This window comes from Streptomyces sp. HUAS CB01 (assembly GCF_030406905.1).
Classification (GTDB): Bacteria; Actinomycetota; Actinomycetes; order Streptomycetales; family Streptomycetaceae; genus Streptomyces; species Streptomyces chengbuensis.
Map to the genome: position 1 here is coordinate 6259307 of NZ_CP129137.1, position 25730 is coordinate 6285036.

24 protein-coding genes and 1 riboswitch are annotated in these 25730 nt (G+C 72.9%); of the genes, 10 read left to right on the forward strand and 14 right to left on the reverse strand.

Annotation, left to right across the window (positions count from 1 at the left end):
• The first annotated feature begins 19 nt into the window (after positions 1 to 19).
• Genes QRN89_RS27525 through QRN89_RS27535 form a run of 3 tightly spaced genes read left to right on the forward strand, consistent with a single transcriptional unit; the run spans position 20 to position 4349 of the window.
• Entirely contained in the window at positions 20 to 967 is a 948-nt protein-coding gene (locus tag QRN89_RS27525; protein ID WP_093652008.1) for a carbohydrate ABC transporter permease, read from the forward strand.
• A complete protein-coding gene (locus QRN89_RS27530) occupies positions 967 to 1785 on the forward strand; it encodes a carbohydrate ABC transporter permease (RefSeq protein WP_290352088.1) in 819 nt (272 codons plus the stop codon). The genes QRN89_RS27525 and QRN89_RS27530 overlap by 1 nt, the downstream gene beginning before the upstream one ends.
• Complete coding sequence (locus tag QRN89_RS27535) at positions 1782 to 4349, forward strand: beta-xylosidase/alpha-l-arabinosidase (RefSeq protein WP_435833271.1); 2568 nt, start codon at positions 1782 to 1784, stop codon at positions 4347 to 4349. The genes QRN89_RS27530 and QRN89_RS27535 overlap by 4 nt, the downstream gene beginning before the upstream one ends.
• A gap of 275 nt (positions 4350 to 4624) precedes the next feature.
• Here QRN89_RS27535 and QRN89_RS27540 read toward each other — a convergent pair whose 3' ends face one another.
• Entirely contained in the window at positions 4625 to 5959 is a 1335-nt protein-coding gene (locus QRN89_RS27540; protein WP_356948661.1) for a cytochrome P450, read from the reverse strand.
• Between the two features lie 453 nt (positions 5960 to 6412).
• On the opposite strand from QRN89_RS27540, the gene QRN89_RS27545 reads away from it, so the two are divergent.
• Positions 6413 to 7819: a cytochrome P450 gene (locus QRN89_RS27545; protein WP_290352090.1), complete on the forward strand. Its 1407-nt coding sequence runs from the start codon at positions 6413 to 6415 to the stop codon at positions 7817 to 7819.
• 105 nt (positions 7820 to 7924) lie between these two features.
• Here QRN89_RS27545 and QRN89_RS27550 read toward each other — a convergent pair whose 3' ends face one another.
• The 4 genes from QRN89_RS27550 to QRN89_RS27565 form a co-directional block, all read right to left on the reverse strand.
• Positions 7925 to 9040 carry a selina-4(15),7(11)-diene synthase gene (locus QRN89_RS27550; protein WP_290352092.1) on the reverse strand — a complete coding sequence of 372 codons (1116 nt, stop codon included), beginning with the start codon at positions 9038 to 9040 and terminating at the stop codon, positions 7925 to 7927.
• A 350-nt stretch (positions 9041 to 9390) separates the two neighbouring features.
• Positions 9391 to 10935: a SulP family inorganic anion transporter gene (locus QRN89_RS27555; protein ID WP_290352093.1), complete on the reverse strand. Its 1545-nt coding sequence runs from the start codon at positions 10933 to 10935 to the stop codon at positions 9391 to 9393.
• A 109-nt stretch (positions 10936 to 11044) separates the two neighbouring features.
• The gene (locus tag QRN89_RS27560) at positions 11045 to 11653 is read right to left on the reverse strand and encodes a carbonic anhydrase (RefSeq protein ID WP_290352094.1); all 609 of its coding nucleotides are present in this window, start codon (positions 11651 to 11653) and stop codon (positions 11045 to 11047) included.
• Between the two features lie 176 nt (positions 11654 to 11829).
• A complete protein-coding gene (locus QRN89_RS27565) occupies positions 11830 to 12228 on the reverse strand; it encodes a hypothetical protein (RefSeq protein ID WP_290352095.1) in 399 nt (132 codons plus the stop codon).
• Positions 12229 to 12471: 243 nt separating this feature from the next.
• Positions 12472 to 12654, forward strand: a riboswitch (cobalamin riboswitch).
• Positions 12655 to 12698: 44 nt separating this feature from the next.
• On the opposite strand from QRN89_RS27565, the gene QRN89_RS27570 reads away from it, so the two are divergent.
• From QRN89_RS27570 to QRN89_RS27585, 4 genes are all read left to right on the forward strand, one after another.
• Positions 12699 to 13088: a (2Fe-2S) ferredoxin domain-containing protein gene (locus tag QRN89_RS27570; protein WP_290352096.1), complete on the forward strand. Its 390-nt coding sequence runs from the start codon at positions 12699 to 12701 to the stop codon at positions 13086 to 13088.
• Between the two features lie 225 nt (positions 13089 to 13313).
• Positions 13314 to 14303 (forward strand): ABC transporter substrate-binding protein, encoded by a 990-nt coding sequence (locus tag QRN89_RS27575; RefSeq protein WP_435833272.1) that lies wholly within the window; start codon positions 13314 to 13316, stop codon positions 14301 to 14303.
• Positions 14300 to 15478, forward strand: coding sequence for a FecCD family ABC transporter permease (locus tag QRN89_RS27580; RefSeq protein WP_435833273.1), 1179 nt, complete (start codon positions 14300 to 14302; stop codon positions 15476 to 15478). Before QRN89_RS27575 ends, QRN89_RS27580 begins: the two co-directional genes overlap by 4 nt.
• Complete coding sequence (locus tag QRN89_RS27585; protein ID WP_290352097.1) at positions 15475 to 16293, forward strand: ABC transporter ATP-binding protein; 819 nt, start codon at positions 15475 to 15477, stop codon at positions 16291 to 16293. Before QRN89_RS27580 ends, QRN89_RS27585 begins: the two co-directional genes overlap by 4 nt.
• A gap of 243 nt (positions 16294 to 16536) precedes the next feature.
• On the opposite strand, the gene rpmF is transcribed toward QRN89_RS27585, so the two are convergent.
• Both rpmF and QRN89_RS27595 read right to left on the reverse strand, forming a co-directional pair.
• Positions 16537 to 16707: a 50S ribosomal protein L32 gene (gene rpmF, locus QRN89_RS27590; protein WP_290352098.1), complete on the reverse strand. Its 171-nt coding sequence runs from the start codon at positions 16705 to 16707 to the stop codon at positions 16537 to 16539.
• Positions 16708 to 16818: 111 nt separating this feature from the next.
• The gene (locus tag QRN89_RS27595; protein WP_290352101.1) at positions 16819 to 17274 is read right to left on the reverse strand and encodes an Lrp/AsnC family transcriptional regulator; all 456 of its coding nucleotides are present in this window, start codon (positions 17272 to 17274) and stop codon (positions 16819 to 16821) included.
• A gap of 218 nt (positions 17275 to 17492) precedes the next feature.
• Between QRN89_RS27595 and QRN89_RS27600 the strand changes: the two genes are divergently transcribed.
• Positions 17493 to 18599 carry an asparaginase gene (locus QRN89_RS27600; protein WP_290352102.1) on the forward strand — a complete coding sequence of 369 codons (1107 nt, stop codon included), beginning with the start codon at positions 17493 to 17495 and terminating at the stop codon, positions 18597 to 18599.
• Between the two features lie 280 nt (positions 18600 to 18879).
• Positions 18880 to 20364 (forward strand): aspartate ammonia-lyase, encoded by a 1485-nt coding sequence (gene aspA / locus QRN89_RS27605; RefSeq protein WP_290352104.1) that lies wholly within the window; start codon positions 18880 to 18882, stop codon positions 20362 to 20364.
• 7 nt (positions 20365 to 20371) lie between these two features.
• On the opposite strand, the gene QRN89_RS27610 is transcribed toward aspA, so the two are convergent.
• From QRN89_RS27610 to QRN89_RS27640, 7 genes are all read right to left on the reverse strand, one after another.
• Entirely contained in the window at positions 20372 to 20668 is a 297-nt protein-coding gene (locus tag QRN89_RS27610) for a hypothetical protein (protein WP_356948662.1), read from the reverse strand.
• 138 nt (positions 20669 to 20806) lie between these two features.
• On the reverse strand, positions 20807 to 21487 hold the full coding sequence (locus QRN89_RS27615) for a GOLPH3/VPS74 family protein (RefSeq protein ID WP_290352107.1): 681 nt from the start codon (positions 21485 to 21487) through the stop codon (positions 20807 to 20809).
• Between the two features lie 119 nt (positions 21488 to 21606).
• Positions 21607 to 22632 (reverse strand): alcohol dehydrogenase, encoded by a 1026-nt coding sequence (locus tag QRN89_RS27620; protein ID WP_290352108.1) that lies wholly within the window; start codon positions 22630 to 22632, stop codon positions 21607 to 21609.
• Positions 22633 to 22876: 244 nt separating this feature from the next.
• Positions 22877 to 23278 carry an STAS domain-containing protein gene (locus QRN89_RS27625; protein WP_290352109.1) on the reverse strand — a complete coding sequence of 134 codons (402 nt, stop codon included), beginning with the start codon at positions 23276 to 23278 and terminating at the stop codon, positions 22877 to 22879.
• 190 nt (positions 23279 to 23468) lie between these two features.
• A complete protein-coding gene (locus QRN89_RS27630) occupies positions 23469 to 23909 on the reverse strand; it encodes an ATP-binding protein (RefSeq protein ID WP_290353884.1) in 441 nt (146 codons plus the stop codon).
• Positions 23910 to 24329: 420 nt separating this feature from the next.
• Complete coding sequence (locus QRN89_RS27635) at positions 24330 to 24869, reverse strand: hypothetical protein (protein WP_290352110.1); 540 nt, start codon at positions 24867 to 24869, stop codon at positions 24330 to 24332.
• Positions 24870 to 25129: 260 nt separating this feature from the next.
• Positions 25130 to 25552: an ATP-binding protein gene (locus tag QRN89_RS27640; protein ID WP_290352111.1), complete on the reverse strand. Its 423-nt coding sequence runs from the start codon at positions 25550 to 25552 to the stop codon at positions 25130 to 25132.
• Positions 25553 to 25730: the final 178 nt, after the last annotated feature.

Here is a 25730-nt window from a genome sequence, read left to right on the forward strand (position 1 = left end):
TCACCGGAACACCTGACCCATGACCACTGCCACAGCGCCCGCCGTGGACAGCGAGCAGACCGAGCGGACCGCGCCGCCCCGCGGCAGGTCCGCCTCGGAAGTGGGCCGTCCGGGCTTCGCCTGGGCGGCACCCGCCGCCGTCTTCTTCGGACTCTTCGCGATCGTCCCGCTCGCCCTGGTCGTCGTGCTGTCCTTCGCCGGCTGGGACGGCCTCGGCCCGCCGAGGTTCGTCGGCCTCGACAACTGGAAGAAGCTCCTCGACGACCCCGTGATGCTGGAGAGCCTCTGGCTGAGCGTGCTGCTCACCGGACTCGGCGTGCTCGTCCAGACCCCGATCGCCCTTCTGCTCGGCGTCTGGGCGGCGGGCCACCAGCGCAACCGGGCCGTGCTGTCCGCCGTCTACTTCGTCCCGCTGCTGCTCTCGGTCACCGCCGTGTCGGTGCTCTGGAGGGCCGTGCTCGACCCCAACTTCGGTGTGCCGTCGCAGGCGAGGTGGCTGTTCGGCGACGGCAACCTGCTCGGCACGCAGGCCGGCGCCATCGGGGTGCTGGCGTTCGTCGGCGCCTGGCAGTTCACGCCGCTGCACACGCTCATCTACCAGGGGGCCGCCCGCGCGATACCCAAGGTCCTCTACCAGGCCGCCGAGATCGACGGCGCCGGCCGGTACCGCCGGTTCTTCCACATCACCCTGCCGCAGCTGCGCAACAGCATCATCACCTCGACGATCCTGATGGTGGTGGGCGGACTGACGACCTTCGACACCGTGCTCATCCTCACCCAGGGCGGCCCCGGCACGGACACCACGATCAGCGCGTACTACATGTACCAAAAGGCCTTCAAGAGCTTCGACTTCGGGGCGGGCGCCGCGGTGGCGCTGCTGCTCGTCCTCGTCGCCACCGTCATCTCCCTCGTCCTGGTCCGGCTGTCCGGATACGACAGGATGCGCAGCACCATGGAGGGCCTGTGATGCGGACCCGCCCGAACGTCCTCGCCGGATTCGGCTCGCTGGTCTGGCTCTTCCTGGTCGGCCTCCCGCTGTACGTGATGCTGATCGCCACGTTCCAGAGCCGGGCCGACTACGCGGCGAACGGCCCGCTCGCCTTCCCCGAGCGCTTCACCCTCGACAACTACGTCAACGACCTCAACGAGGGCTTCGGGCAGTACTTCCTCAACACGGTGATCGTCACCGTGTCGGTGGTGGGCATCGTCCTGCTCCTCGTCCCGCCGCTGTCGTACGCGATCGTCAGGAGCCGGGGCCGGACCACCACCGCCGTCTTCCGGCTGTTCCTGCTCGGCCTCGCGATCCCCTCGCAGGCCGTCATCGTCCCCATGTTCTACGTCATCAGCCAGGCCGGGCTCTACGACAACCTCATCGGCGTCATCCTGCCGACCGCGGCCTTCGCGATGCCGGTGTGCGCGCTGATCCTCACCGGTGTCATGCGTGACATCACACCGGATCTGTACGAGGCGATGGCCATGGACGGCGCCTCGTCCCGGCGCATCTTCCTCCAGCTGGTGGTCCCGCTCTCCCGGAGCGGACTGTCGACGGTCGTCGTCTTCTCGGCGCTCCAGGCATGGAACGGCTTCCTCTTCCCGCTCGTCCTGACCCAGTCCGCGGAGACCAAGGTCATCACCATGGGGCTCTACGACTTCCAGACCGAGCACGGGGTCGACATCCCCGGACTGCTCGCCGCCGTGGTCCTCTCCATGCTGCCCATCCTGCTCGTCTACCTGTTCGCCCGTCGTGCCCTGGTCCAGGGGCTGATGGGAGTCGGAGGAAAGTGACCGCCAACACCGACCACGCCCACGTCCGGACCGGCCACGGGACCCCGCGCTGGCGGGACACCTCCCTGGACGCCGGGACCCGCGCCGACGCCCTCATCGCGGAGATGACCCTGCGGGAGAAGATCGCGCAGCTCTTCGGCGTCTGGGTCGGCGCGTCCGACGAGGGCGGCGAAGTCGCCCCCCACCAGCACGACATGGAAGAGGCGGTGGACCTGGAGGAACTGCTGCCGTACGGCCTCGGCCAGCTCACGCGGCCCTTCGGCACCGCCCCGGTCGACCCGGCGCTCGGGGCCCTCTCGCTGATGCGGACACAGCGGACGATCGCGGCGGCGAATCGTTTCGGCATTCCGGCCCTCGCCCACGAGGAATGCCTGGCGGGCTTCGCCGCCTGGGGCGCCACCGCCTACCCCGTACCCCTGTCGTGGGGTGCCACCTTCGACCCCGCGCTGATCCGGGAGATGGCCGCCGCCATCGGCCGCGACATGCGCGCGGTCGGCGTCCACCAGGGCCTCGCGCCGGTCCTCGACGTCGTGCGCGACGCGCGGTGGGGCCGGGTGGAGGAGACCATCGGCGAGGACCCGTATCTCGTCGGCACCGTCGCCACCGCCTACGTCCGGGGCCTGGAGTCCGCCGGCATCGTCGCGACCCTGAAGCACTTCGCCGGCTACTCCGCCTCCCGCGCCGGCCGGAACCTCGCCCCGGTCGGCATGGGGGCGCGCGAGCGCGCCGACGTCATCCTGCCGCCCTTCGAGATGGCCGTGCGCGAGAGCGGTGTCCGCTCCGTCATGCACGCCTACACCGACACCGACGGCATCCCCTCGGCAGCCGACGAACGGCTGCTGACCGACCTGCTCAGGGACACCTGGGGGTTCACCGGCACCGTCGTCGCCGACTACTTCGGCATCGCCTTCCTCAAGACGCTGCACGGGGTGGCCGGCACGTACGGCGAGGCGGCGGGCGCGGCCCTCGCGGCGGGCGTGGACGTGGAACTGCCGACCGTCAAGACGTTCGGCGCGCCGCTGCTGGAGGCCGTCACCGCCGGGAAGGTACCCGAGGCCCTGGTGGACCGCGCGGTGCGGCGGGTCCTGGTCCAGAAGGCCGAACTCGGCCTGCTCGACCCCGACTGGAGCCCGCGGCCGCCCGCGCTGGGCCCGGCGGGAGAGGACGACCCACCCGGGACCGGCGGCACGGCCGGCGCTCCCGGCACCCCCGTCCCCGAGTCCGGCACCCCCGTCCCGGAGTCCGGCACCCCCGTCCCGGAGTCCGGGGAGTCCGGTACGGTCCCGCGCCCGGAGTACGGCGCGCTCCCGGGACCCGGCGGCCGCGCGGAACGCGGCTCGGTGGACCTGGACCCCGAAGGCAACCGCGCCCTCGCCCGACGGGTCGCCGAACGGGCCGTCGTCCTCCTCCACAACGACGGCACGCTGCCCCTGTCCCCGGCCCACGCCCCCGGCCGGCCGGCCGGTCCGGCCAGGATCGCGCTGATCGGCCCCAACGCCGAGTCCCCGACGGCCGTCCTGGGCTGCTACGCCTTCCCGGTCCACGTCGGCGGGCAGCATCCCGGTGTCCCGCTCGGCATCCGGCTCCCCACCCTGCGCGAGGCGTTGGCGGCCGAGTTCCCCGAGAGCGAGATCGTGGTCGCGACGGGCGCGACCGTCGACGGCACCGGCACCGACGGTTTCGAGGAGGCCGCGGCACTGGCCCGCGGCGCGGACATCGTGGTGGCCGCGCTGGGCGACCGGGCCGGGCTGTTCGGCCGCGGCACCAGCGGCGAGGGCTGCGACGCCGAGTCGCTCGCCCTGCCCGGCGTCCAGCAGCAACTCCTCGACCTGCTCCTCGGCACCGGCACGCCCGTCGTGGTGACGCTGCTCGCCGGGCGGCCCTACGCGCTCGGGCGGGCGGCGACGGGTTCCGCGGCCGTCGTCCAGTCCTTCTTCCCCGGTGAGGAGGGCACCGCGGCCATCGCCTCGGTGCTCAGCGGGCGGACGGCGCCGTCCGGACGCCTCCCGGTGAGCGTCCCGCGCCACCACGGCGCGCAGCCCTCCACCTACCTGGCCGCCCGCCTCGGGCACTCCAGCGAGGTGTCCAGCATCGACCCGACACCGGCGTTCGGCTTCGGGCACGGGCTGACGTACACCACGTTCGCGTGGGAGGCTCTCGTGGTGGACGGCCACGAGGCCGCGACGGACGGCGAGTTCAGGGCGGCGTTCACCGTCCGCAACACCGGTCCGCGCGAGGGCACCGAAGTGGTGCAGCTGTATCTGCACGACCCGGTCGCCTCGGTGGTGCAGCCCGTCCAGCGTCTGATCGGGTACGTACGGCTGGAGCTCGCACCCGGCCAGGCCGTGCGGGTCCACGCCACGGTCCCCGCGGACCTGGCCTCCTTCACCGGCCGCGACGGGCGCCGCATCGTCGAACCGGGGGAGCTGGAGCTGCGGTTCGCCGCATCCAGCACGGCCCCCCGGCTCGTCGCCCGGGTCACGCTCACCGGGCCCGTACGCGAGGTGGACCACCGGCGCCGACTGCACCCGGAGTTCGGAACGGAGCCCGTACGGGAGCGGTGAACCGGGCCGGACACGGCGGCCGTTGTGGACGGGGCGCCGTGTCCCGCACGCGGTCGGCACGGCGGGTACGAGGGCCCGTACGGCCGTGGTGAACCCGTCCGCGCACGGCGGCGGCCGTGGTGAACCCGGTACTGGAACGCCCGGCCGGGTGCGTACCCCCGCGGCCCCGGCCTCCGGCCACGGCAGCGTGATCCCTGCCGGGGCGGACCCGGCGGCACGGCGTGCGCCGGTCCGACGAGCCGGGTCCGGGATCCCGCCCCGGCTCGTCGGGTCCGTCAACCGCGGGCGCGGCGGCGCACGACCATCGGCACCTTGGTCGGGTGCGCCATCGCCGCGGTCGCCTCCCGCGGCGCCTTGCTGCCCGGGACCGGGCTCAGCTGCCACTGGCGCAGGACGGTGGCCAGGGTGATCGTGGCCTCCAGCCAGCTGAACCGGTCACCGATGCACTTGCGGTTGCCCGCCCCGAACGGCACGACGTGTTCGCGGGGACGCTCCGCGACGCGCTCGGGCAGCCAGCGGTCCGGGTCGAACCGGTCGGGGTCCGGGTACAGCCCGGGGTGGCGGTGCAGGGCGTAGAGGCTGATGAGCACTTCGGTCTCGGCCGGGATGTCGTAACCGCCGATCGTGACCGACTCGTTCGTGCGCCGCATCAGACTGACCACACCGTGCAGACGGATCACCTCGTCCAGAACCCTGGAGATGCCGGGCAGGCGGGGCACATCGGCGAAGGTCACGGGCCTGTCGCCGATCGCCTCGTCGATCTCGGTGAGCAACGCGGCCTCCACGTCCGGCCGTTGACTCAGGTGGTAGAGCGCCCAGGCGAGCGTGGATGCCGTGGTCTCGGTACCGGCGAACAGCATGGTGGTCAGCTCGTCGCGGACCTCCTCGTCGGTCAGGCCTGCTCCGGTCTCGTCCCGCGCCGAGAGCAGCAGGGAGAGCAGGTCCGTGCGGCCTTCCGGGTCCGAGGCGCGGGTGGCCGCGATGACGTCGTCGATCACGGAGCGCATCCGGGCGGCGGACCGGTCGAAGGCGCGCCAGATCGGCAGCCGGTCCAGGGCCTTGGGGGCGAGGGCCCGGAGCAGCATGCTGTTCAGGATGACGGGGAGGTCCTCGCGCACCGATCTGACGGCCGGCGCGCCGATGTCGGTGCTGAAGAGGGTGGCTGCCAGCGTCTCGATCGCGTAGGTGCCCATGGCCTGGTCGACGTGGACGACCTGACCGTCACTCCACGAGTCGGAGAGCGCCTGGGCCCGCTTGCTCATGACATGGGCGTAGCCTTCCAGGCGTTCCTTGTAGAACATCGGCTGGATCAGCCGGCGGTTGCGCATGTGTCCGGGGCCGTCGGAATTGGCCAGGCCGTTGCCGACCAGTGGCCGGACACGTTCGAACAGCCGGCCTTTGCGGAAGGAGCGGGCCTTCTTGACCATGACCTCGTTGACGGCTTCGGCGCTGGTGACCGTGACCACGGGCATGGTGCCGATGTCGAGCCTCAGCACCGGACCTTCGGCATGGAGGGACCGGAGGACCCCGAGGGGGGCCCGCATCAGCCGCGGTACATGACCGAGGCCGGGTATCCGGCCCTTGGCACGAGGTATGGATTCCAGTGACACGGGTGCGTCCTCTCGCGAGACGGTCTCGTGCCGGGACGCCTCCGGCCCGGCGTGGGGGGATGGTGGTGTACGCGACCGCAGGCCCGCGCCCACCGGTGAGGCATGCCGGGTTGAACTGCGGGAAGGGGGCAGAGGGGAACTGCCCTCGGACACCATCATGGTCATTTTCTCGACACATACCGACCGGGGAAAACATCGTTTTCCGTTGAACGATCCGGCGATCGACGGCACGATGCATCCGGCGCCCGTTCGCCGGGCGGTCCAACAGCCTCTCCGACAAGGACTATTGACTCCTTGTCGGGGCCGGGACCGCCAGGGATATGCTGCCCCCAGTGCCGATCTTGCTCAGTGGAGACCGGCAGCCGAGACCGCTGCTCGCGGTCAGCAGTGACGATCATGAGCGCCCCCGGCCGGCCTTCGTGACGGGGGTCGCTCCCCATTTCCGGAGGCCCCGTGACCCCCCAACCCCCGATACCCGCCGACGGTCTCGTGCCGCCGCCCGGGTGCCCCGCCCACGGCATGGCCGCCGGCGGGCTCCGGCGTCTGCCGGAGATCAGCGACCCGGCCAGCACGTACGAGGAGTTGCGCCGGGAGTACGGTCCGGTGGCCCCGGTCCTCCTGCACGGGGACATCCCCGCGTGGATCGTGCTCGGGTACCGGGAGAACCTCGAGGTGATGCGCACACCCCTGCTGTTCAGCCGGGACTCGCGGCGCTGGAACGCCTTCCGCGAGGGCCGCGTCCCCGCGGACTCCCCGCTGATCCCCATGGTGGGGTGGCAGCCGCTGTGCGTCTTCGCCGACGGTGAGGAGCACGCCCGCCTGCGGGGCGCGGTCGTCGACGGGCTGGCCCAGTTCAACCGCCGCGGCATGCGCCGGTACGTCACGCACTACACCCGTCAGCTCGTGAGCGGGTTCGGGGCGGACGGCAGTGCCGATCTCGTCCGCGACTACGCCGAGCCGCTGCCGATGCTGGTCGTCAGCCGACTGCTCGGAATGACACCGGACAAGGGTCCGCTCCTGGTCGAGCCGACGCTCGACCTGATGCGCGGCAGCGAGACGGCAGCGGCGAGCAACGCGCTCGTGACCCAGGTCCTCGAGGATCTCGTCGCGTACAAGAAGACCGCCCCGGGCAACGACCTGGCGTCACGGCTCATCCTGCACGAGTCGCGGCTGACGGACACCGAGATCGTCGAGCACCTGCGCCTGACCCTGGTGGCCGCCCACCAGGGAACGGTCAATCTGATCGCCCACACCCTGCGGCTCATTCTGACGGACCGCCGGTTCCGAGGCAGTCTCTCCGGCGGTCGGATGACCCTTCCCGACGCGCTGGAGCAGGTCATGTGGGACAACCCCAGCATCGGCGTGGTTCCCGGCCGATGGGCGACCTCCGACACCAAGCTGGGCGGCCAGTTGATCAAGTCCGGAGACCTGCTGCTGCTGTGCATCGCCGCGGCGAACGTCGACCCGGAACAGCGGCCCGACCTGAGCGTCCCGATGCACGGCAACCGCTCGCACCTCGCGCTCAGCAGCGGTCCCCACGAGTGCCCCGGCGGGGACATCGGCCGTGCCATCGCGGACACCGGCATCGACGAACTCATGTCGCTGCTGCCGGACATGCACCTGGCCATTCCTGAGACCGAGATCGGCATCACGGCGGATTGGCTCACCCGGCGGCCCTCCTCGCTCCCGGTCCGGTTCACCCCGCCCCGCTCGCTGGTCACCCCGCATCCGCCGTACGGCGCCCCGATCGCCGCCCAGCCCCTGCCCGCGGCGGCCATGCCGATGGCCCGGCGCGACGAGGAGCCGGCCCCCGCGGCGGCGGTCCACCGTTCCTGGTGGCGCACCTTGCTGTCGCGCTGAGCCCCGGGCGTCCGTGCGAGGGTCGGCGCTCCGCCGTCCCCCGCGGTGAGCGGGCACCGCACCAGGGCGGTGCCCGCTCACCGCGCCCGGACCCTTGGCGTTCCGTCAGACCTGGGCGAGGGTCTTCGACTGCTGCCCGTGGGTGCGGCTGCGGGGCCGGACGGTCCCCGGCCGACCGGTGGGCAGGTTCCACCACCAGGCGACCGCGGGGATGTCCAGCGGTTCCGGGCTCTCGTCCGTGGGTGTGTCGCGGAAGACCGACGGGATGCGTGCCGGGTCGTCCGGTGTCGTGTAGCGGATCGAGCTGATGCCCCAGTCCTGCGCCCCGCGGATGAAGGAGGCGAGGCCGGCGAGGTACTGCCTCAACTGCGGGCTGCCGTCCTGCGAGAGGTGTGCGCTCAGACGCATGAACAGGCACATCACACGGTCGCGTTGGGCGATCGCCGTGTCCAGGGCCTGCTCGGGCGAGAGGCCGTCCTGCTCGATCACGCGCAGGGCGTTCAGGTAGTAGCCGGTACCCTTGCGCTCCTTGTGGTACGAGAAGATGTCGTTGTCCCAGGTGATGACGAACGATGCCATCTCCTCGGCCGCGCGCACCGCCGTGCTGTCGCGTTCGTGCGGCTGGAGCTCGTAGCCGTGGCCCATTTCGAGCAGGGGGAAGACCACCGAGGTGGCGCCGTCGTACAGGCGCATCAGCGTGTAGTCGTTGAGGTCGGGCACCGTGCCCGCACGCCGGTGGGAGGCCTCCCAGACCACGGAGAAGAAGTACTCGCGGAGTGTGCCCACCCAGCGCGCCGTCTGGCCGGAGGTCCCGTAGCGGTCCGCCCGCAGCCGGAGATCGCGGAGCCCGGCGGCCAGCGGGTCGTCGGTGAGCATCGGCGCCTCGGGGTTCTGGGCGACGCGCAGCAGACGGTGGAGCGTACCGGCGAGGTCGCCCGGACGGCGGCCCAGTTCGCCCTCCTCGCAGTGTCCGTCATCGACCCCGAAGAGCCACAGGACGAAGTCGGCGAGGAGGGCGATCACCTCCTCGCGGCCTTCCGGCAGAATGCGGGCGGCGAAGGTGCCGATGTCCTGACGTACGAGCCTGTCGCGCAACTCCTCGGAGCCGATGCGAAACGTTTCCGCCCATGCGGCGGTTCGGATGTCGATCTCCGCGTGGCGCGGATGGATCGCCGGGGCTATCGGGGAGTAGATCGGCGGAACTGTCAGCTCGGGCCCCACGGCCGTCCTCTCGTTCGCTTTTTGCGCCAGGCCCGACGTGGCCGGCGCCCGGTGGTCGCACCGATCACTCTCACCTCGAGTGATCAACTATGGCGCATAGTAGCCAGCGCTGACGGCTGATCCAATAGGGCGATCCGCCGGTCGGGGTCCGGACAGGGCCGTGGAGCGGAACGCGGAGAGGGACACATCGGTCCAGTCGGGGGCACCGAACCGGCTGCGATACGCGGAAAACGGAATTTCCGGGCGCCTTCACGAACGCCCCGGGCCGGCGGCGCCGAAGCACTGCCGGCCCGGGGCGGTTCGTCCCGCGCATGGCGCGTTCCCGACCCACCGGGACGATGCCGGGCGCCCTACGGGCGCGGCCCCTCGGGGCTGGATCCGGCCGGTCCCCGGGCGGGCTCGCCCGTAGCCCCCGCCCCCGGCACTCCCAGGACGCCGGCCGCCGCGTCCGGCTGGGAGATGTGGGCGTTGCGCTCGTCGGCCCAGCCCTGCAGGGCGGTCATGCAGGCGTGGTCCAGGTGGCGCACGCCGGAGAGGTCGAGCTCCACATGGCGCTGCGGCAGCGCCTCCAGGGTGTCCAGGATGCGGGGCAGTCGCAGGAACGTGGCGTTGCCGGTGAGCCGGACCCGTACCGGCCCGATGCCGCTGTCGGCGACGGAGATGTGGACGTGGGACATGGCCCAGGCCGTCTTGACGACGGCGAGCAGCAGTCCGATGAGTACGCCCTCGAACATGTTCGTCGTCACGATCGCGGCCGCCGTGACGATCAGGATGACCGCCTCCCCGCGGTGGTCCCGCCACAGCGGCCGGATGTCCCTGACCGGGATCAGCTTCCACCCCGCGTGGATGAGGACGCCGGCGAGCGCGGCGGTGGGGACGTAGGACAGCGCCTGCGGCAGGAAGGCCGCGAAGAGCAGCAGCCACACGCCGTGCAGCACCCGCGACAGCTTGGTGCGCGCCCCGGCCTGGACGTTCGCGGAGCTGCGCACGATCACGGCGGTCATCGGCAGGGAGCCCAGCAGGCCGCAGACGGTGTTGCCGGCGCCCTGCGCCATCAGCTCCTTGTCGTAGTCGGTGCGGCGGCCCGAGTGGAGCCGGTCGACGGCGTTGGCGCTGAACAGGCTCTCGGCCGAGGCGATCAGGGCGAACGCCACGACCGTGGCCGCGAGTCCGACGTCGGCGAGGCGCGCCGCGTCGGACAGCCCGGGCGGCTGGATCGCGTGCAGCAGCCCCGTCACCTCCACCCGGGCGATCGGCAGGTCGAACAGGGCGGTCAGGGCGGTCGCCAGGCCCACCGCGACGAGCGCCCCCGGGACCATCCGCGCCCGTCCCGGGACGCGGGGCCACACGGCGATGAGCCGTGCCGTTCCCACGCCGACGGCGAGGGCCAGGAGGGCGTTCTGCGAGGTGACGGTGTCGACGACGAGCCGGGGCAGACCCGCGAGGTCGGCCAGGCCGCCGCCCGGTGCCTTGGCGTCCGCCAGGGCGTAGAGCTGACCGGCGATCAGGACCAGCCCGATACCGGCGAGCATGCCCTGGACGACGGCGAGCGAGATCGCGCGGAACCAGCGGCCGAGCCGAAGGGCGCCCAGCAGCAGCTGGATCAGCCCGGCGCCGAGCACGATCACGCCGAGCGCGGGCAGCCCGTACTCGGACACGGCCGTGAAGACGAGCACGGTCAGCCCTGCCGCGGGACCGCTGACCTGGAGGCTGCTGCCGGGCAGCAACCCGGTGACCAGTCCGCCGACGATGCCGGTGATGAGGCCGAGTTCGGCCGGGACGCCGGAGGCGACGGCCACGCCCACGCACAGCGGCAGGGCCACGAGGAAGACGACGAGGGAGGCGGTGACGTCGGCGCGGAGGGTGCGCCGAAGCTTGGAAGTGATCAGGGGCATGGCGTTCTTTCGGGAGATGAGGAAGGAACGTCGTGGGCATCCGGTCCGGTGCGGCCGGCGTCGCGGAGCGTGCGGCCGCAGGCGCCGGTGACCGGGGTGCCGTCCGGGATCACAGGGGCCGGAAGGCGCGGCCGCCGGGTGCGCAGGCCAGGACCTCGCCGGACTCGACCGTGTAGTACCAGGCGTGCAGCCGCAGCCGGCCGGAGTCCAGGCGCCGGGCGACGCAGGGGTACGTCCGCAGATGGTCCAGCTGGGTCAGGACGTGCCGCTGCACGGCGGGCGTCAGCTCCTCGTCGGTGGACGACGCCGGTGCGGGCTCGTCACGGCCGGTGCGGTGCCCGGCCCTGGTGAGCCAGCGACGTACCAGCGGCATGCTCCGGACGTCCTGCTCCCGCAGCAGGCCCTGGACGGCGCCGCAGTGCGAGTGCCCGCACACGACGACGTCGGGGACCTCCAGGGCCTCCAGCGCGAACTCCAGACTGCCCCCGACGGCGCAGGCCGCCCCCGGTCGCCAGGGGGGCACGATGTTCCCGGCGGTGCGCACCTCGAAGACGTCACCGGGCCGGGCGCCGGTGATCAGGGCGGGGATCACCCGGGAGTCGGAACACGTGATGAACAGGGCCTGGGGCCGCTGCCCGCGGGCGAGTGCCGCGTAGGCGTCCTGCTGGCCGGCGATCCGTGCGGGGAACTGCCGGGCGTGGTCGATGAGCGACTGCATGGTCGTACCTCGGTCTCTTCGATGCGGAACCGGTCTGCTTCGTCGAAGAGGGGTGCGCCGCGGTGGCCCTGACGCCCCGTGACGGGGCGTCGGCCGCACCGGTGTCCGTCCCGGGGCGTGCCGGGGTCCGCCCGGGCGGGTCGGGGAGGGACGGCGGAGTGCGGCGCACCTGCCGGTCAGCAGCGGAACGACTGCAGCGTGCTCAGGGTCGGCGCCGGTGCGGCGCCCGGATTCCGGGTGTGTCTCGCGGTATCGGCCGACGCGCCCGGCGGCGGGCCCGTCGTCTCGTCCGGGGCGCCGCCCGAGGGGCCGGTGTTCCCGTAACCGGGCCCGGCGGGGGCCTGCGCGCCCAGCGGGGCGAGCCGCGAGGGATGGTTGCGCGGGTCGTACTCGTCGTGGTGGAGCCCGGCGCCGTCGGCGCGGACGATCACGACCGCGGTGTGGGGGTTCCGGTTCTCGGTCGAGACGACGGCCGCCTCGGCCGGGGGTGCGTCCGGGGTGGCGCACAGCGGAGTCACCACGTGCAGCAGCACCGCGCAGATCAGCAGAATGCCCGCTGACATACGTGAGATCACTGCCGGACTCCTTGAATGTCAGTGCTGCGCCGGGCCGAACATTACCGTTCCTTTGCCACGGATTCCGGTTGATTCCTGCAGATTTTGCAGTATGTGGTGTTGTCAGCCTGGTTCGTCCGGTGTTCGTCTGCCACCGGTGGGCGTCCGTTCGCGGTACGGCGAGCGCCGTCCGCGGCCCGGCCCCCGGGGGGCGTGCCCCACCGAACCCGGTGCGGTACGCGGACCCGCCGTGGACAAGGCGCGGGTTTCTGCGATGATGTCCGCCGTAACAGGCGACGGCGGAACGAGGAAGCCGGTGTGAATCCGGCGCGGTCCCGCCACTGTGATCGGCGAGCGGACCCCGAACGGACCACTGCCCCCATGCGGGTGGGAAGGCCGGGGCGAGCGGTGACCCGAGAGCCAGGAGACTCACGCGGTCGCCTCCTCGAGCTGACTGGGGCGGATTTCCCCAGAGGGGAGGGCTTGTCGTCGTGCCCAGGAGGCCAGTGGACACCGGTCCGGTGCCGTGCCGGATCGTGGTGTGCCGGGACTGCTGCTGCGGCAGTCCCAAGGTGACCGGAGTCGACCACGCGCGGCAGACCGCGCGTCTCGCGGAACAGGCGCCGGTGCGGATCTCCGACTGTCTGGACGTGTGCGACCAGGCGAACGTCGTCGTCGTCCAGCCCTCGGCCGCGGGGCGTGCCGCCGGCGGCCGTCCGGTGTGGTTCGGTCTGGTGAACGATCCGGCCGCGACCGAGGACGTGGCCGCGTGGGTGCGGGCGGGAGGCCCGGGCCTCGCCGAGATGCCGGAGATCCTCGGGCTGTACGCCTTCACCCCGCCGCGGCGCGTCCGTTCCGGGCCGCTCCGTGACGCCGGCTGAACCGGCCATCCCCGCGGCGCACGACCGCTCCTGACGGGCACCAGGCCACGCCGGGCGCACGCGCGACCGTTTGCGATCGACGTACCACCACTTCCGTCGCCCCGTCGTCCGCTCCTCCGGAGCGGCGCCCGGAACCCCGTACGGCAGTCCTGCGCGACGCGCGCCGGGACCCGCCCGGACCCGGCCGCCCTCCGGCTCCTTCCCGCGCTGAGAGGACCCATCCCCATGAAGGGCATACGCCCGATGTTCCTGCTGCCCGCCCTGGCGGCGGCTTTGCTGATGGCCGGCTGCGGCGGCCCCGGTGTCCGGGAGGACGCCGCGCCGGCGGGCCCGGCCGCCGAGGGCTTCCCGTTGACGGTGGCCAACTGCGGTGTGACGACGACCTACCAGCGACCTCCGCAGCGGGCGGTGTCGCTGAACCAGCATGCGACGGAGGTCATGCTGGCGCTGGGTCTGGAGAAGTCGATGGTGGGCACGGGCTATCTCGACGACCGGATCCTGCCGGAGTACCGGGCCGCCTATGACCGGGTGAAGGTGATCTCCGAGGAGTACCCGTCGTTCGAGACGCTGCTCGCGGCGGAACCGGACTTCGTGTACGGGGGGTTCGGCAGCACTTTCGACGAGAAGGAGGGCCGCGGTCGTGCGGCGCTGGCGAAGGCGGGGATCGACTCGTATCTGAATGTCGAGCAGTGTCCGCAGGGGCCGGTGACGATGGCCACGATGGACGAGGAGATCCGTGGCGTGGCGAGGATCTTCGGTGTGCCGGAGCGTGCGGAGCGGGAGTTGAAGCGGCTGCACGGGACGCTGGAGGGGGTCGAGGGCCGGCTGGCCGGGGTGGAACCGGTGAAGGTGTTCGTGTACGACAGTGGGGACAGGACGGCGTTCACGGCGGGCGGGGCCGGGGTCGGCAACGAGATGATCGAGCGGGCCGGTGGGGTGAACCTCTTCGCCGATCTGGACAAGTCGTTCAGTGATGTGTCGTTCGAGCAGGTGGCCGAGCGGGCTCCCGAGGTGGTGGTGATCTACGACTACGGGGACCAGTCGGTGGAGGAGAAGAAGAGGTTCCTGCTGGCGCATCCGGCGTTGAGGGACGTGCCGGCGATCAGGAACGAGCGGTTCGCGGTGCTGCCGCTGTCGTCCACGGTCCTGGGTGTACGTGTCCCGGCCGGTGTCGAGTCACTGGCCCGCCGGCTGCACCCGGAACGCTTCAAGTGACGGGCACGGCGGGCACGGCGGGCACGACGAACGCGACGAACGCGACGGGGGCGGCGAGACGGGCCGGACCGGCCGCCGGGGCCGACGCCACCGGTGCCACGGGAACGGCCGGCGCCGGTCCCGGCCCCGGGGCGCCCGGGAGCGCGGGCCGGCGGGCGCGGGTCCCGTACCCGGTCGTGCTCGCCGTACTGGGCGCGCTGGTTGTCGTCGCGGCGACCTTCGGCATCGCCGTGGGCTCCATCGGCGTACCGGCCGGGCAGGTGTGGGGCATCCTGCTGCACCGGGTGCACCCCGCACTGGCGGAGCCGGACTGGACGCAGGTCCGCGAGACGATCGTCTTCGAGGTCCGGCTGCCCCGGGTGCTGCTGTGCGCGGTGGTCGGCGCCGGTCTCGCGGTCTGCGGGACGGCGCTCCAGGCGCTCGTGCGCAATCCGCTGGCGGACCCGATGCTGCTGGGAGTGTCGTCGGGCGCGTCGGTCGGCGCGGTGACGGTCGTGGTCTTCAACGTGGGCGTGTTCGGGGTGTTCTCACTGCCGGTGGCCGCGTTCCTCGGCGCACTGGCCGCGCTGGTGGCCGTGTACTTCCTGGCGCGGTCCGGTGGGCGGATGACCACGGTACGGCTGGTGCTGGCGGGTGTCGCCACGGCCGAAGTGCTGTCGGCGGTGGCCAGTTTCCTGGTCGTCACCTCGAACGACCCCCACAAGACGCAGTCGGCGCTGCGCTGGATGCTCGGCGGCATGGCGGGCACCACCTGGGCCGGCCTGTGGATTCCGGCCGGGGCCGTCCTGCTCGGCACGGCCGTGCTGCTCGGCGTGTGCCGTCCGCTGAACCTGCTGCTGGCGGGGGAGGAGGCGGCCGTCGCGCTCGGCCTGGACGTGCACCGGTTCCGCGCCTCGCTGTTCGTCCTCGTCGCCCTGATGATCGGCACGATCGTCGCGGTCAGCGGACAGATCGGCTTCGTCGGCCTGATCATGCCGCACGTGGTGCGGCTGCTGGTGGGCGCCGACCACCGGCGTGCCCTGCCCGCCGCCGCCCTGCTCGGGGCCGCGTTCCTCATCGCCGCGGATCTGGCCGCCCGTACCGTCATGAGTCCCGAGGAGATTCCCGTGGGCATCCTCACCGCCCTGGTCGGCGGCCCGTTCTTCCTCTGGCTGATGCGACGGAGGACGGCATGAAGGAGACCACGGCCGTGGGCGCGCCCGGAAGCCTGACCGTGGCGGACGTCTCGGTGGTCCTCGACGGCAGGGCCCTGGTGGACGGGGTGTCGCTGAGTGCGGCCCCCGGCGAGATCGTGGGCCTCGCGGGACCCAACGGCGCCGGGAAGTCCACCCTGTTGCGCACGGTCTACCGCGCGCTGCGCCCCACTTCGGGGCGGGTGCTGCTGGACGGCGAGGACGTACGGCGGATGCCGGGCAAGCGCCTGGCGCGCCGGCTGGCGGCCGTACTGCAGGAGTCCCCAGGGGACTTCGAGCTCACCGTGTACGACGTGGTGGCCATGGGCCGGACGCCGCACAAGCGGGCCTTCGAGGGGGACAGCGCGGACGACCGGGGCGTCGTCATGGCCGCGCTGGCCGAACTGGACGCCGCCGGGCTGGCCTCCGCGCCGTTCGGCCGGCTGTCGGGCGGGGAGAAGCAGCGGGTGCTGATCGCCCGCGCCCTGGCCCAGCGCGCGGGGACGATGGTGCTGGACGAGCCGACCAACCATCTGGACCTGCGCCACCAGCTCGACGCGCTCCGGCTGGTCCGGCGGCTCGGTGTCACCGCCGTCGTCGCTCTCCACGACCTCAACCTGGCCGCGGCGTTCTGCGACCGGATCTGTGTGATGGCCGGCGGCCGGGTCGTCGCCCTCGGAACACCGGGAGAGGTACTGACCCCCGCTCTCCTGGCCGAGGTGTACCGCGTGGAGGCGGACGTGGCCGAGCATCCCCGCACCGGCACACCCCACATCACCCTGCTCACCGGATCCGAACGGCCGCGCGCGGAGGGGTGAGGACGGACGGCAGGCGAGGAGGGGCGGGCCGGGCGCGGCCGGGGTCCCGCCCGGGCCGCGCCGACCGGGACCCCGGTCGTACGGGGAGGCCGGCGTGCGGGAGGCCGGTGGGGCGGGACCGTCGGTCGTACCGAACGCCGGTCGTACGGGACCCCTGTCGCGCGGGCTTCGGCCGGGCGCGTACCGGGCCGGACGGTGCCGTGGCTGCGACCACCGCCCGGCCCGGGGTCCCGGTGGTCCCGGTCATCCCTCCGGGTGCAGCAGCCCGCGCTCGTACGCCCTGACCAGGTGCTGCGGCACCCGGTGGGCGACGCCGTCCACGGTGACGGTCACCAGGCGGGGGGCGCTCGCCTTCCACTGTGCGCGGCGGTGCCGGGTGTTGCTGCGGGACGTCTTCCGCTTGGGAACGGCCATGGCGGTCCTCCTGGACAGGTGACGGAGGGGAGGGGAACGGTCGCCCACGCTACATGAAAATGGATCCCATTACTAAACAGAGGTTCGGCGGGGCGGTGTGCGCGGGCCGGCTCAGCCGTCCACGGGGAGTCCCCGGGGTTCCTTGATCCGCTTCATGATGATCTGGGAGTTGACCTCGGTCACGCCGGTGAGCGCCGTCAGCTTCTCGATCCACAGCCGCTCGTAGGCGCGGAGATCGCTCACCGCGATACGCAGCAGGCACCCCGGGCTGCCGAACAGCCGGTACGCCTCGATGACGTCGGGGATGCCCTGGAGGGCCGCCTCGAAGGACTCGACCACCTCGCGGTCGCGCGCCACCTCGATGGAGACCAGCACCTCGAAGCCCCGGTCGACCGCGTCCGGATCGATGACCGCCCGGTAGCCCTGGATCACGCCGTCCTGCTCCAGCTGCCGGACGCGGCGCATGCAGGGGGACGGGGTGAGGCCGACGCGCTGCGCCAGCTCCTGGTTGCTCAGCCGACCATCGTCCTGGAGCTCACGCAAGATTGCCCTGTCGATCTCATCCATGGCGCAATTATCCACCACCGTTACCGGGGATGTGGAGTCGAAGTGGCGATCAAATTGCGCACGACAACTTCTATGATTGCGGGGACTGCTCCGGCCACCCCCGGAGTCAGCCATGGGGCGCTGCCCGGCCGGAGCCATGAGCGAGGCCGGGCCGCGTGCCCCGTCGGGAACAGCCGCCTCACTGCGGCACGACACGGCACGAAGGAGGAGCGGGCACTGTGGGACGCATCGTCGTCATCAGCACCGGAGGGACGATAGCCAGCCGGTGGCAGGGTTCCGGGTTCGCCGCCGACGCGAACGGCGGAGAGGTCATGGCCACCGCCCCGCTGCCGGACGGCGTCAGCGTCGAGGTCGTCGACCTCTTCAGCGTGAACAGCCCCCGCCTCACGACGCATCACCAGCTGACCCTCCTCCGCACGGTCCACGAGGTGCTCGCGGACCCCGGCGTCGACGGCATCGTCGTCACCCACGGCACGGACACCCTCGAGGAGTCCGCCTTCCTGGTGGACCTCCACCACGACGACCCGCGGCCGGTGGTCTTCACCGGCGCGCAGCTCCCGCTCGGAGCGACGGACGGCGACGGGCCCGGCAACCTGCACGACGCCCTGCTGACCGCCGCGACGACCCGTGGTCTGGGCGTCGTCATCGCCTTCGACGGGAAACTGCACCCGGCCCGCGGCACGGTCAAGACACAGACCCTCGCCCCCGACGCCTTCGCCGACCCGTCCGCCGCCCGCCTCGGGAACATCGGCTTCGGCCGGGTCTCCGTCCTCCGCCCCCCGCGGCGCCCCGCCGCGCTACCGCTGCCCGCGGCGGTGGACGCGACCCCGCGCGTCGACATGGTCATGCACCACTGCGACGCCGACGCCCTCCTGCTCAACGCCGCGCTGGACGCCGGGGCCCAGGGCATCGTCCTGGTGGCCACCGGGGCGGGGAACGCGACCCCGGAGATCGCCGAGGCCGTCGCCGCCGCCACCTCCCGCGGTGTGCTCGTCGCCCTGACCACCCGCGTCCAGGCCGGCCCGGTCACCGAGATCTACACGCACGGCGGTGCCGTCGATCTCGTGGCCGCGGGCGCGGTGCCGACCGGCACGCTCCGTGCCGGTCAGGCCCGGATCGCCGTGCTGAGCGCGCTGCTCGCCACCGCCGACCCGCAGGAGCGGGACCGGGTGCTGCGCCACGCGCTGGGCGAACCGGCGGCCGCCGACGCCCCGCCGGCGGACCTGGCGCGGGTCCAGCCCCCGCTCGCCCCCTCCTCGGCCCCCTCGTTCCAACCCGAACCCGCGCACCCGGACCCGGCCGCGCGCATCCCGGTGCGTCCGTAGCCGTCCGCCCTCGTCACCCCCGAACACGCTCCTTCCCGCCCCCGCCCGCAGTCCTCCGACGCCCGTCCGTCCGTCCGCTCCTTCCCGCTCCAGGCCCGCAGCGCCCTCCGCTCCCGCAGTCTCCGACCGCCGTCAGTCCGCACGCACCGTCCCGCTCCCCGCCCGTCCGCGGGCGTCGCCCCGCCCGTCCACGGGCCCGGGGCCGGACCGTCCACGGCCCGGTCCGCCGCGGGCCGGGCCCGTCGACCCCGCGTACACCGACACGAAAGTCCGCAGCGCCATGCCCACGCACGACCAGGCCCACCCCGACGACCCGCAGCACGGTTCCCACGGCGAGGCGCCCGGCGCGTTCCGCCGCGAGCACGACCTGCTCGGCGAACGCGACGTCCCCGCCGACGCCTACTTCGGCATCCACACCCTGCGGGCCGTCGAGAACTTCCCCATCACCGGCACGGCCGTGTCGGCCTACCCGGACCTCGTGACCGCCCTCGCCTCGGTCAAGCAGGCCGCGGCGCTCGCCAATCGTGAACTCGGGCTCCTGGACGCCGTCAAGGCGGACGCGATCGTCGCCGCGTGCGAGGAGATACGGGCCGGGAAACTCCACCGCGAGTTCGTCGTCGACGTGATCCAGGGCGGCGCGGGCACCTCCACGAACATGAACGCCAACGAGGTCGTCGCCAACCGGGCCCTCGAACTCCTCGGCCACCGCAAGGGCGACTACGCCCGGCTGCACCCGCTGGAGGACGTCAACGCGGGCCAGAGCACCAACGACGTCTACCCCACCGCGGTGAAGATCGCCCTCGACCTCGCCGCCCAGCGGCTGCTGGAGGCCATGGAGGTGCTGCGCACGGCCTTCGACGCGAAGGCCGTGGAGTTCGCCGACGTCCTCAAGATGGGCCGTACGCAGCTCCAGGACGCGGTTCCCATGACCCTGGGCCAGGAGTTCGCCACGTACGCCGTCATGCTCGGCGAGGACCACAAGCGGCTCACCGAGGCCCGTGAGCTCATCCGGGAGATCAACCTCGGCGGTACGGCGATCGGCACCGGGCTCAACGCCCACCCCCGGTACGCGGCGCTGGCCGCCCGGAACCTGCGGGCCGTCACCGGGCTGCCCCTGACCGTGGCGGAGGACCTCGTCGAGGCCACCCAGGACGCCGGCGCGTTCGTCCAGCTGTCCGGCGTCCTCAAGCGGATCGCCGTCAAGCTCTCCAAGACCTGCAACGACCTGCGGCTGCTGTCCTGCGGTCCGCGCGCCGGCTTCGCCGAGATCAACCTCCCGCCGGTGCAGGCCGGTTCGAGCATCATGCCCGGCAAGGTGAACCCCGTGGTGCCCGAGGTCGTCAACCAGATCGCCTTCGAGGTCATCGGCAACGACATGGCCGTGACCATGGCCGCCGAGGCGGGACAGCTCCAGCTGAACGCCTTCGAGCCGGTGATCGCGCACAGTCTGCTCAAGAGCCTGACCCATCTGCGGGCCGGCTGCCTGACGCTGGCCGAGCGCTGTGTCACGGGCATCACCGCCAACCGGGACCACCTCGCGGCCCTCGTGACCCGCTCCATCGGCCTCGCGACCGCGCTCAACCCGCACATCGGCTACGAACAGGCCACCGCAGTCGCCCAGGAGGCGCTGAGCTCGGGCCGCAGTGTGCACGAACTCGTCCTCGCCAGGGGGCTGCTGACGGAGGAACAGCTGCGGTGCATCCTGCTCCCCGACAACCTGGCCCGCCCGCACGGCCGTCAGCCGGTCCGGGACGCCGGCTTCTGAGGCCGCGTCAGCCGGGCCCGTGACTCCTCGTCGACGGGAACGTACGAGACCGTCCGGGGGCCGCTGCCCGGACCGAGCGACGGATCCGCGTGGTCGAGTCGGCACGCCGACGTGGGCGTTGCGGATCTGCTTGCGCTTGCTCCGCACGGACACCGCCTCGTGCCGGTCCCACGCATCGCGGAACTCGGGGGGAGGCCGACTGCAGCCGCTTCAGCGGCACCTTCCACGCGGGCTCGGCCGGATGCCCGGCCATCGAGGCGCGCAACTTCGCGGTCACGGTCCGGCCGGTCTCCTCCAGGTCCACGACGGACGCGCGCCACTGCCCGTTCGTGCAGAGGGGGGAGCCGGGGGCGGCCTGTCCGTGCGTGCCGGGGAAAGCGCCGGGGCGGCCTGTCCGTATGCGCCGGTGGGAGGGCCAGCCAGGCCCGCCCGCCCGTGTCCGTCAGTCGCCGCGCCAGATGTTGTCGAACGCGGCCTGTTCGACGGAGCGTCGCTGCCGGATGGCCTCCAGCTGCGTCAGGGCGTCGAGGACGGCCGCCAGTACGGTGTCCACGTCGTCGGAGACGCCCGGGGAGTCGCCGGGGCCCGCCCCGGCCTCCCCGGTCCCGCCCTCGCCCTCGCCCTCGTCCTCCCGTCCCGCCCCGTCCTGACCGCCGGGCGCGCCGTCGCCGCGGAGCCCCACGGCGGACGCGAGGGCGGCCAGCACGGGTTCGTCCGAGGCGAGACGTTCGGCCGCCGCTCGCCGTTCCGGTGAATCGGCCGGTACGTCGCGACCGGCCCGGAAGGACAGCCCGCGGCGGCGTTGCCGGCCGAACAGCCCGTCCGCCTCGAGCGCGGCCAGGTACGCCGCGGACAGGCCCTGGCCCCTGCGCCAGAGCCAGTCGCCGACGCGTTCGTACGGCGCGTCGCGGTCCAGTGACGCCACGGCCTGGTCCAGCAGCGGATCGCCCGTGGCCGGGCCGAGGCCGGGCACGATGCGGTCGCCGTCCAGGGTGACGGCATCGGCGGCGAGCAGGTCGACGACCTCCGCGCCCGCGAGCGCGAGGGACAGATCGCCCTGTTCGACGGGGCGGCTCGATGCCGCCTCCATGGCGATGATCATCAGGTCCCGTGAAGTGGTCATGGATCACGTCCGCCTCGAGAGGGTGCCGGGGAAGCGGCGGCCGGTGCCGTCGCCACCGGCGGGCGACGGGGGCGGCCGCGCACCCCCGGAGGGTTGCCGGGCCGGCGGGCGTCGACCGGTCAGCCGGTGGTCAGGACCATCCGGAAGCGGGCGCCGCCCGACAGCATCTTCTGGTACGCCTCCTCCGCCCGACTCAGCGGCACGGTCTCGATCGTCGGGCGGATCCCGTGCAGGGCGCTGAACTCCATGGTGTCCTGCACGTCCTGCGCGGTACCGGATGGGTGGCCCCGGACGACCCGGCCGCTCAACAGCAACTGCACCGGATTGATCCCGAGCGCTTCGGGAACGGCCCCGATCACCACCAGTTCGCCGCGGGGCGACAGCCCGTCCACGGTGGCCGTGATGGCCGCGGAGTTGGAGGCGGTGGCGAGGACGACCTTGGCGCCGCCGAGGGACTGCAGGGCGTCCGCGACGGACGTGCCGGCGGTGCTGTCGACGTAGTGGTGGGCGCCGAGTTGTTTGGAGAAGTCGGCCTTGTCCGCCCCGCGGGCGATGGCGACCGTCTCGAACCCCATCGCGACCGCGTACTTCACCGCGAGGTGGCCGAGACCGCCGATGCCGAGCACGGCGACCAGGTCGCCCGGCAGTGCGGGGCTGCGCCGCAGCCCGTTGTACGTGGTCACTCCCGCGCAGGCCATGGGCCCCGCGTCGGCGGCCGTCAGCGAGTCGGGGATCCGGGCCAGGGCGTCGACCGGCGCGATGACGGACTCGGCGAACCCGCCGTCGTAGGCCCAGCCGGGCACCTTGAGGTTCTCGCACACGATGAAGTCGCCCTGGCGGCAAGGGGTGCAGTGGCCGCAGCTGCCGCCGAACCACCCCACGGCCACCCGGTCGCCGATCTGCCAGCCCCAGTCCTCGATGCCCTCACCCAGGGCCTCGATGCGCCCCGCGATCTCGTGCCCGGGGACCTCCGGGAAGGTGACACCCGGCAGTGCGGCCGTCACGAAGAAGGCGTCGCTGTGGCAGATGCCGCAGGCTTCGACGGCGATCCGTACGTGACGAGGGCCCGGCTGCGGCACCTCACGCTCGACGATTTCGAACGGGCCACCGGCGGCGGCTACCTGTGCGACTCGGTACGTACTCATCCGGATCTCTCCCAGGACAGCTCGGACGGCCCCCACAATCCAGCAGACCAGCTCCGGCCCGATCCCGCGCGCCGAGGCGGAACGGGGCAGGCGGGGCGCGCCGCGCCCGCTCGCCGGGGCCTCTCGAAAGGATCTCCGGCCGGGCGCGCTCGCCGGGTCTCCTCGACGGGACGCGCAAACCGGTGCAGCGCGAGAGGCCGGGCGGTGCAGGGCGAGCGGCCCCGGGCGCCGGGCGCCGGTCTTCTCAGCCCTCTCCGGTCTCGCCGGTCACGGACCCCTGCGGCGCCTGTGCCTGCCGGTGCTGCCGCGCCGGCGGTGCCGTCAGATGGTCGAGGGTGCAGGTGAGCACGAGCAGTCGTTCCAGGAAGAAGGGCCTGCGGTCGAGATGGAGCCGGGTGCCGGCCTCGGCGGCACGACGGTGGACCATCAGCAGGGCGGACAGCCCCATGGAGTCGCAGAGAGTGAGCCGGCCGAAGTCGAGACGGAGGTCGGTGAGCGCGGGCCGCCGGGCGAGAACGCGCTCCGCGCCGCTCGTCAGCTCACCCGCCGACTGGTGGTCCAGCGCGCCCGACACCAGGAACCGGAGGGTCCGCGGACCGGCCGCCCTGACGGTGAGGGCGAACGGGGGTGGGGGGAGGGAGGTCATGCGGGGCTTTCCGGGGCCTTGGTGCGGTCGGGGAGGGATCTCGAGGGTGTCGGCGTCGTCGGCGGCGCACCGAGCGGTCGGGTCGCCCACGGGGAGTCCCCCGTGCTGACGCGCCCGTCCGCACCACCCTTCCCCAGCGGGGCTTTCCTGTGCAACCGCCGTCATACGTCGCACATCAGCCTGAATTCCGTCAGGCGGGGGAGCGCGGAGCGAGGGGGACCAGGACCCTGATCGTCTTCCCCCCGCGCAGCGGGGTGATGTGGATCCGGCTGGCGAGCCGTTGGACGAGCGGCCAGCCGTAGCCCCCCACGGGGAACGGCTGCCCCTCCGGGCGGAGTCGCACGACGGGCGGGGCCGGGTTGCGGTCCCGCACCGTCAGCACCAGCCCCTCGCCGGTCACCCGTGCCGCGAAACCGGTGACGCCGCCGCCGTGCCGGATCGCGTTCGTCACCAGCTCCGAGGTGACCAGCAGAGCGTCCGTCAGCGCCACGGCAGGAGGCCGGTGCCGGGGCGTGCCCCGGAAGTGGTCCTCCAGCAGCCGTTCGACCCGGTCCCGGGCGGCGGCCGCGCTCGTCGGCACCGACGGCCGCGAAGGCTGGTGCCGCTCCCCGGCCACATCGCCTGACAGCATGTTCACCCCCGCGCAATTCTTCCTTCGCGAACGCCGCTTACCCAGAAGGATGCCTTCTTCACCCACCGGACGAAGGGTGTTCGCGCGGGGTCGTCCGGCCCGGGCGGTTCCCGGAGCCGTGACGCCCGGCCCGGCGGCACCGGATGCCAGCCGGGCGGGAACGGCGCGGCCCCTGGTCGGGGACGCGCCGCCCCGGTGTCGGCCGCCCGCCTGACGACCGTCCTCGACGGATCGCGTCGGTTCGGCGGACCCCGCCGTTGCGCGGGCCGTGCGGGCCGGTGGACCTCATGGTGCGCTGCTCCCGCGCTCGACGTGACGCCGCGTGGTCCTGCGGTGCGCGTGGACCGTGACGGCCGCGCGGAACCCCGGGGATGTGCGCGGCCGTCGAGTGGCGCACGGCCTCGCGACGGCGCGCGGCCCTCACGGATGGAGGGTGGCCGAGCGCTGCGGTGGAACGCGCCGGCCCGGCACGGCCCTTCGCTGCGAGACCGGTGCGACGTCGGGAACGCGGGGCGCCGCGGCCACCAGTTCCGCGAGCAGTGAACGGCCGGCGAGCATCGCCTGCCGCAGGCTCTCGACGTCCGCGGTCCCGGCGGCCGCCTGCTCGGAGGCGCTGCGCAGCCGACGGGCCGCGTCGGCGTGAGCGGGGAAGAGCACGGCCAGGGCACGCGTACGGAGTTCGGGTGAGGCGTCAGGAAGCCCGCGCGCCGTGGCGACCGTGTTCAGCAGCTCATCGGCCCTGATGGTGGCCTCGCCGGGCGACTCCACGAACTGCCCGGAGATCACGGCCCATTGGGCCAGGTACTGCTCGGCCTCACTCCGGCTCATGGGCTCCAGGCGCGGCCGGAAGGGCCGGCGACGGAAACGGCCGGGGTGTGTGCGCCGCACGGGCCGTGCCATGACGAGTGCGAGGATCATGGCGGCGGCCACCCCGAGGATGGCAAGCGCACCGATCGACATGACGTCCTCCTCTGCGGGGTTCGGGGATCTGCCGGTAAGGGATCCATCTCTCTCGGTGATCGTGTGCTACTGAGCGTTACCGTCATCGCTGCGGGTAAACCTCCGCTCCGCGACGGGTGTTCGGAGCGGAGGTCACGCGAAGCGACGCCGGGCCCCCGCGCAGCCCGGCACGGCCCCCGGGCAGGCCGTCCGGTGCGCGCCGGAGCGAGCAGCGGACGCACCGCGCCGGGTACGGCGCGGCGTCCGGCGGTACGAGCGCCTCAGGCGAGGGAGATGAGTACGCTGACGCGCTTGCCCCCGTGCGCCTCGGGGATGATCGTGACGCTCCGCGCCAGTCTGCGGATCACGCGCCAGCCGTGGCCGCCGACCCGCAGTCTGCCGCTGCCGTCCCCGAGGGAGGGGAGCTCGGGGAGCCGGTCGCTGCGGTCGCCCACGCTCACCCGGCAGCCCTCGTCGGTCAGCTCGACGTCGAAACTCGTCATGCCGCCACCGTGCCGGAGGGCGTTCGTCACGAGTTCGGACGTCACGAGCAGGGCATCGCCGACCACGTTCGGGTCGGAAGCACCGCGGGCGGGCAGCAGCCACTCCCGCAGCAACGTCTCCACCTTGGTCCGCGCCTGTGAAGGGGTGCGCGGCATCACGGATTCCGGACGGGTCGGCCCGGTCAGTTCATCAGCAGACATCCTCCACCGCTCCTTGCGTACGCGACGATACGCACGTGCTGTTCGTCTGACCGCGGGTGCACACGGCAAACCTCCGTCGGGGTCCCGGCCCGCGGCCGCCGGGACCGCGTCCCGGCCCTGCCACGCCCCGGAGTCGCACGGGCCGGCCGCGGGCCCGGGAGGGCGGCCCGGAGCCGGA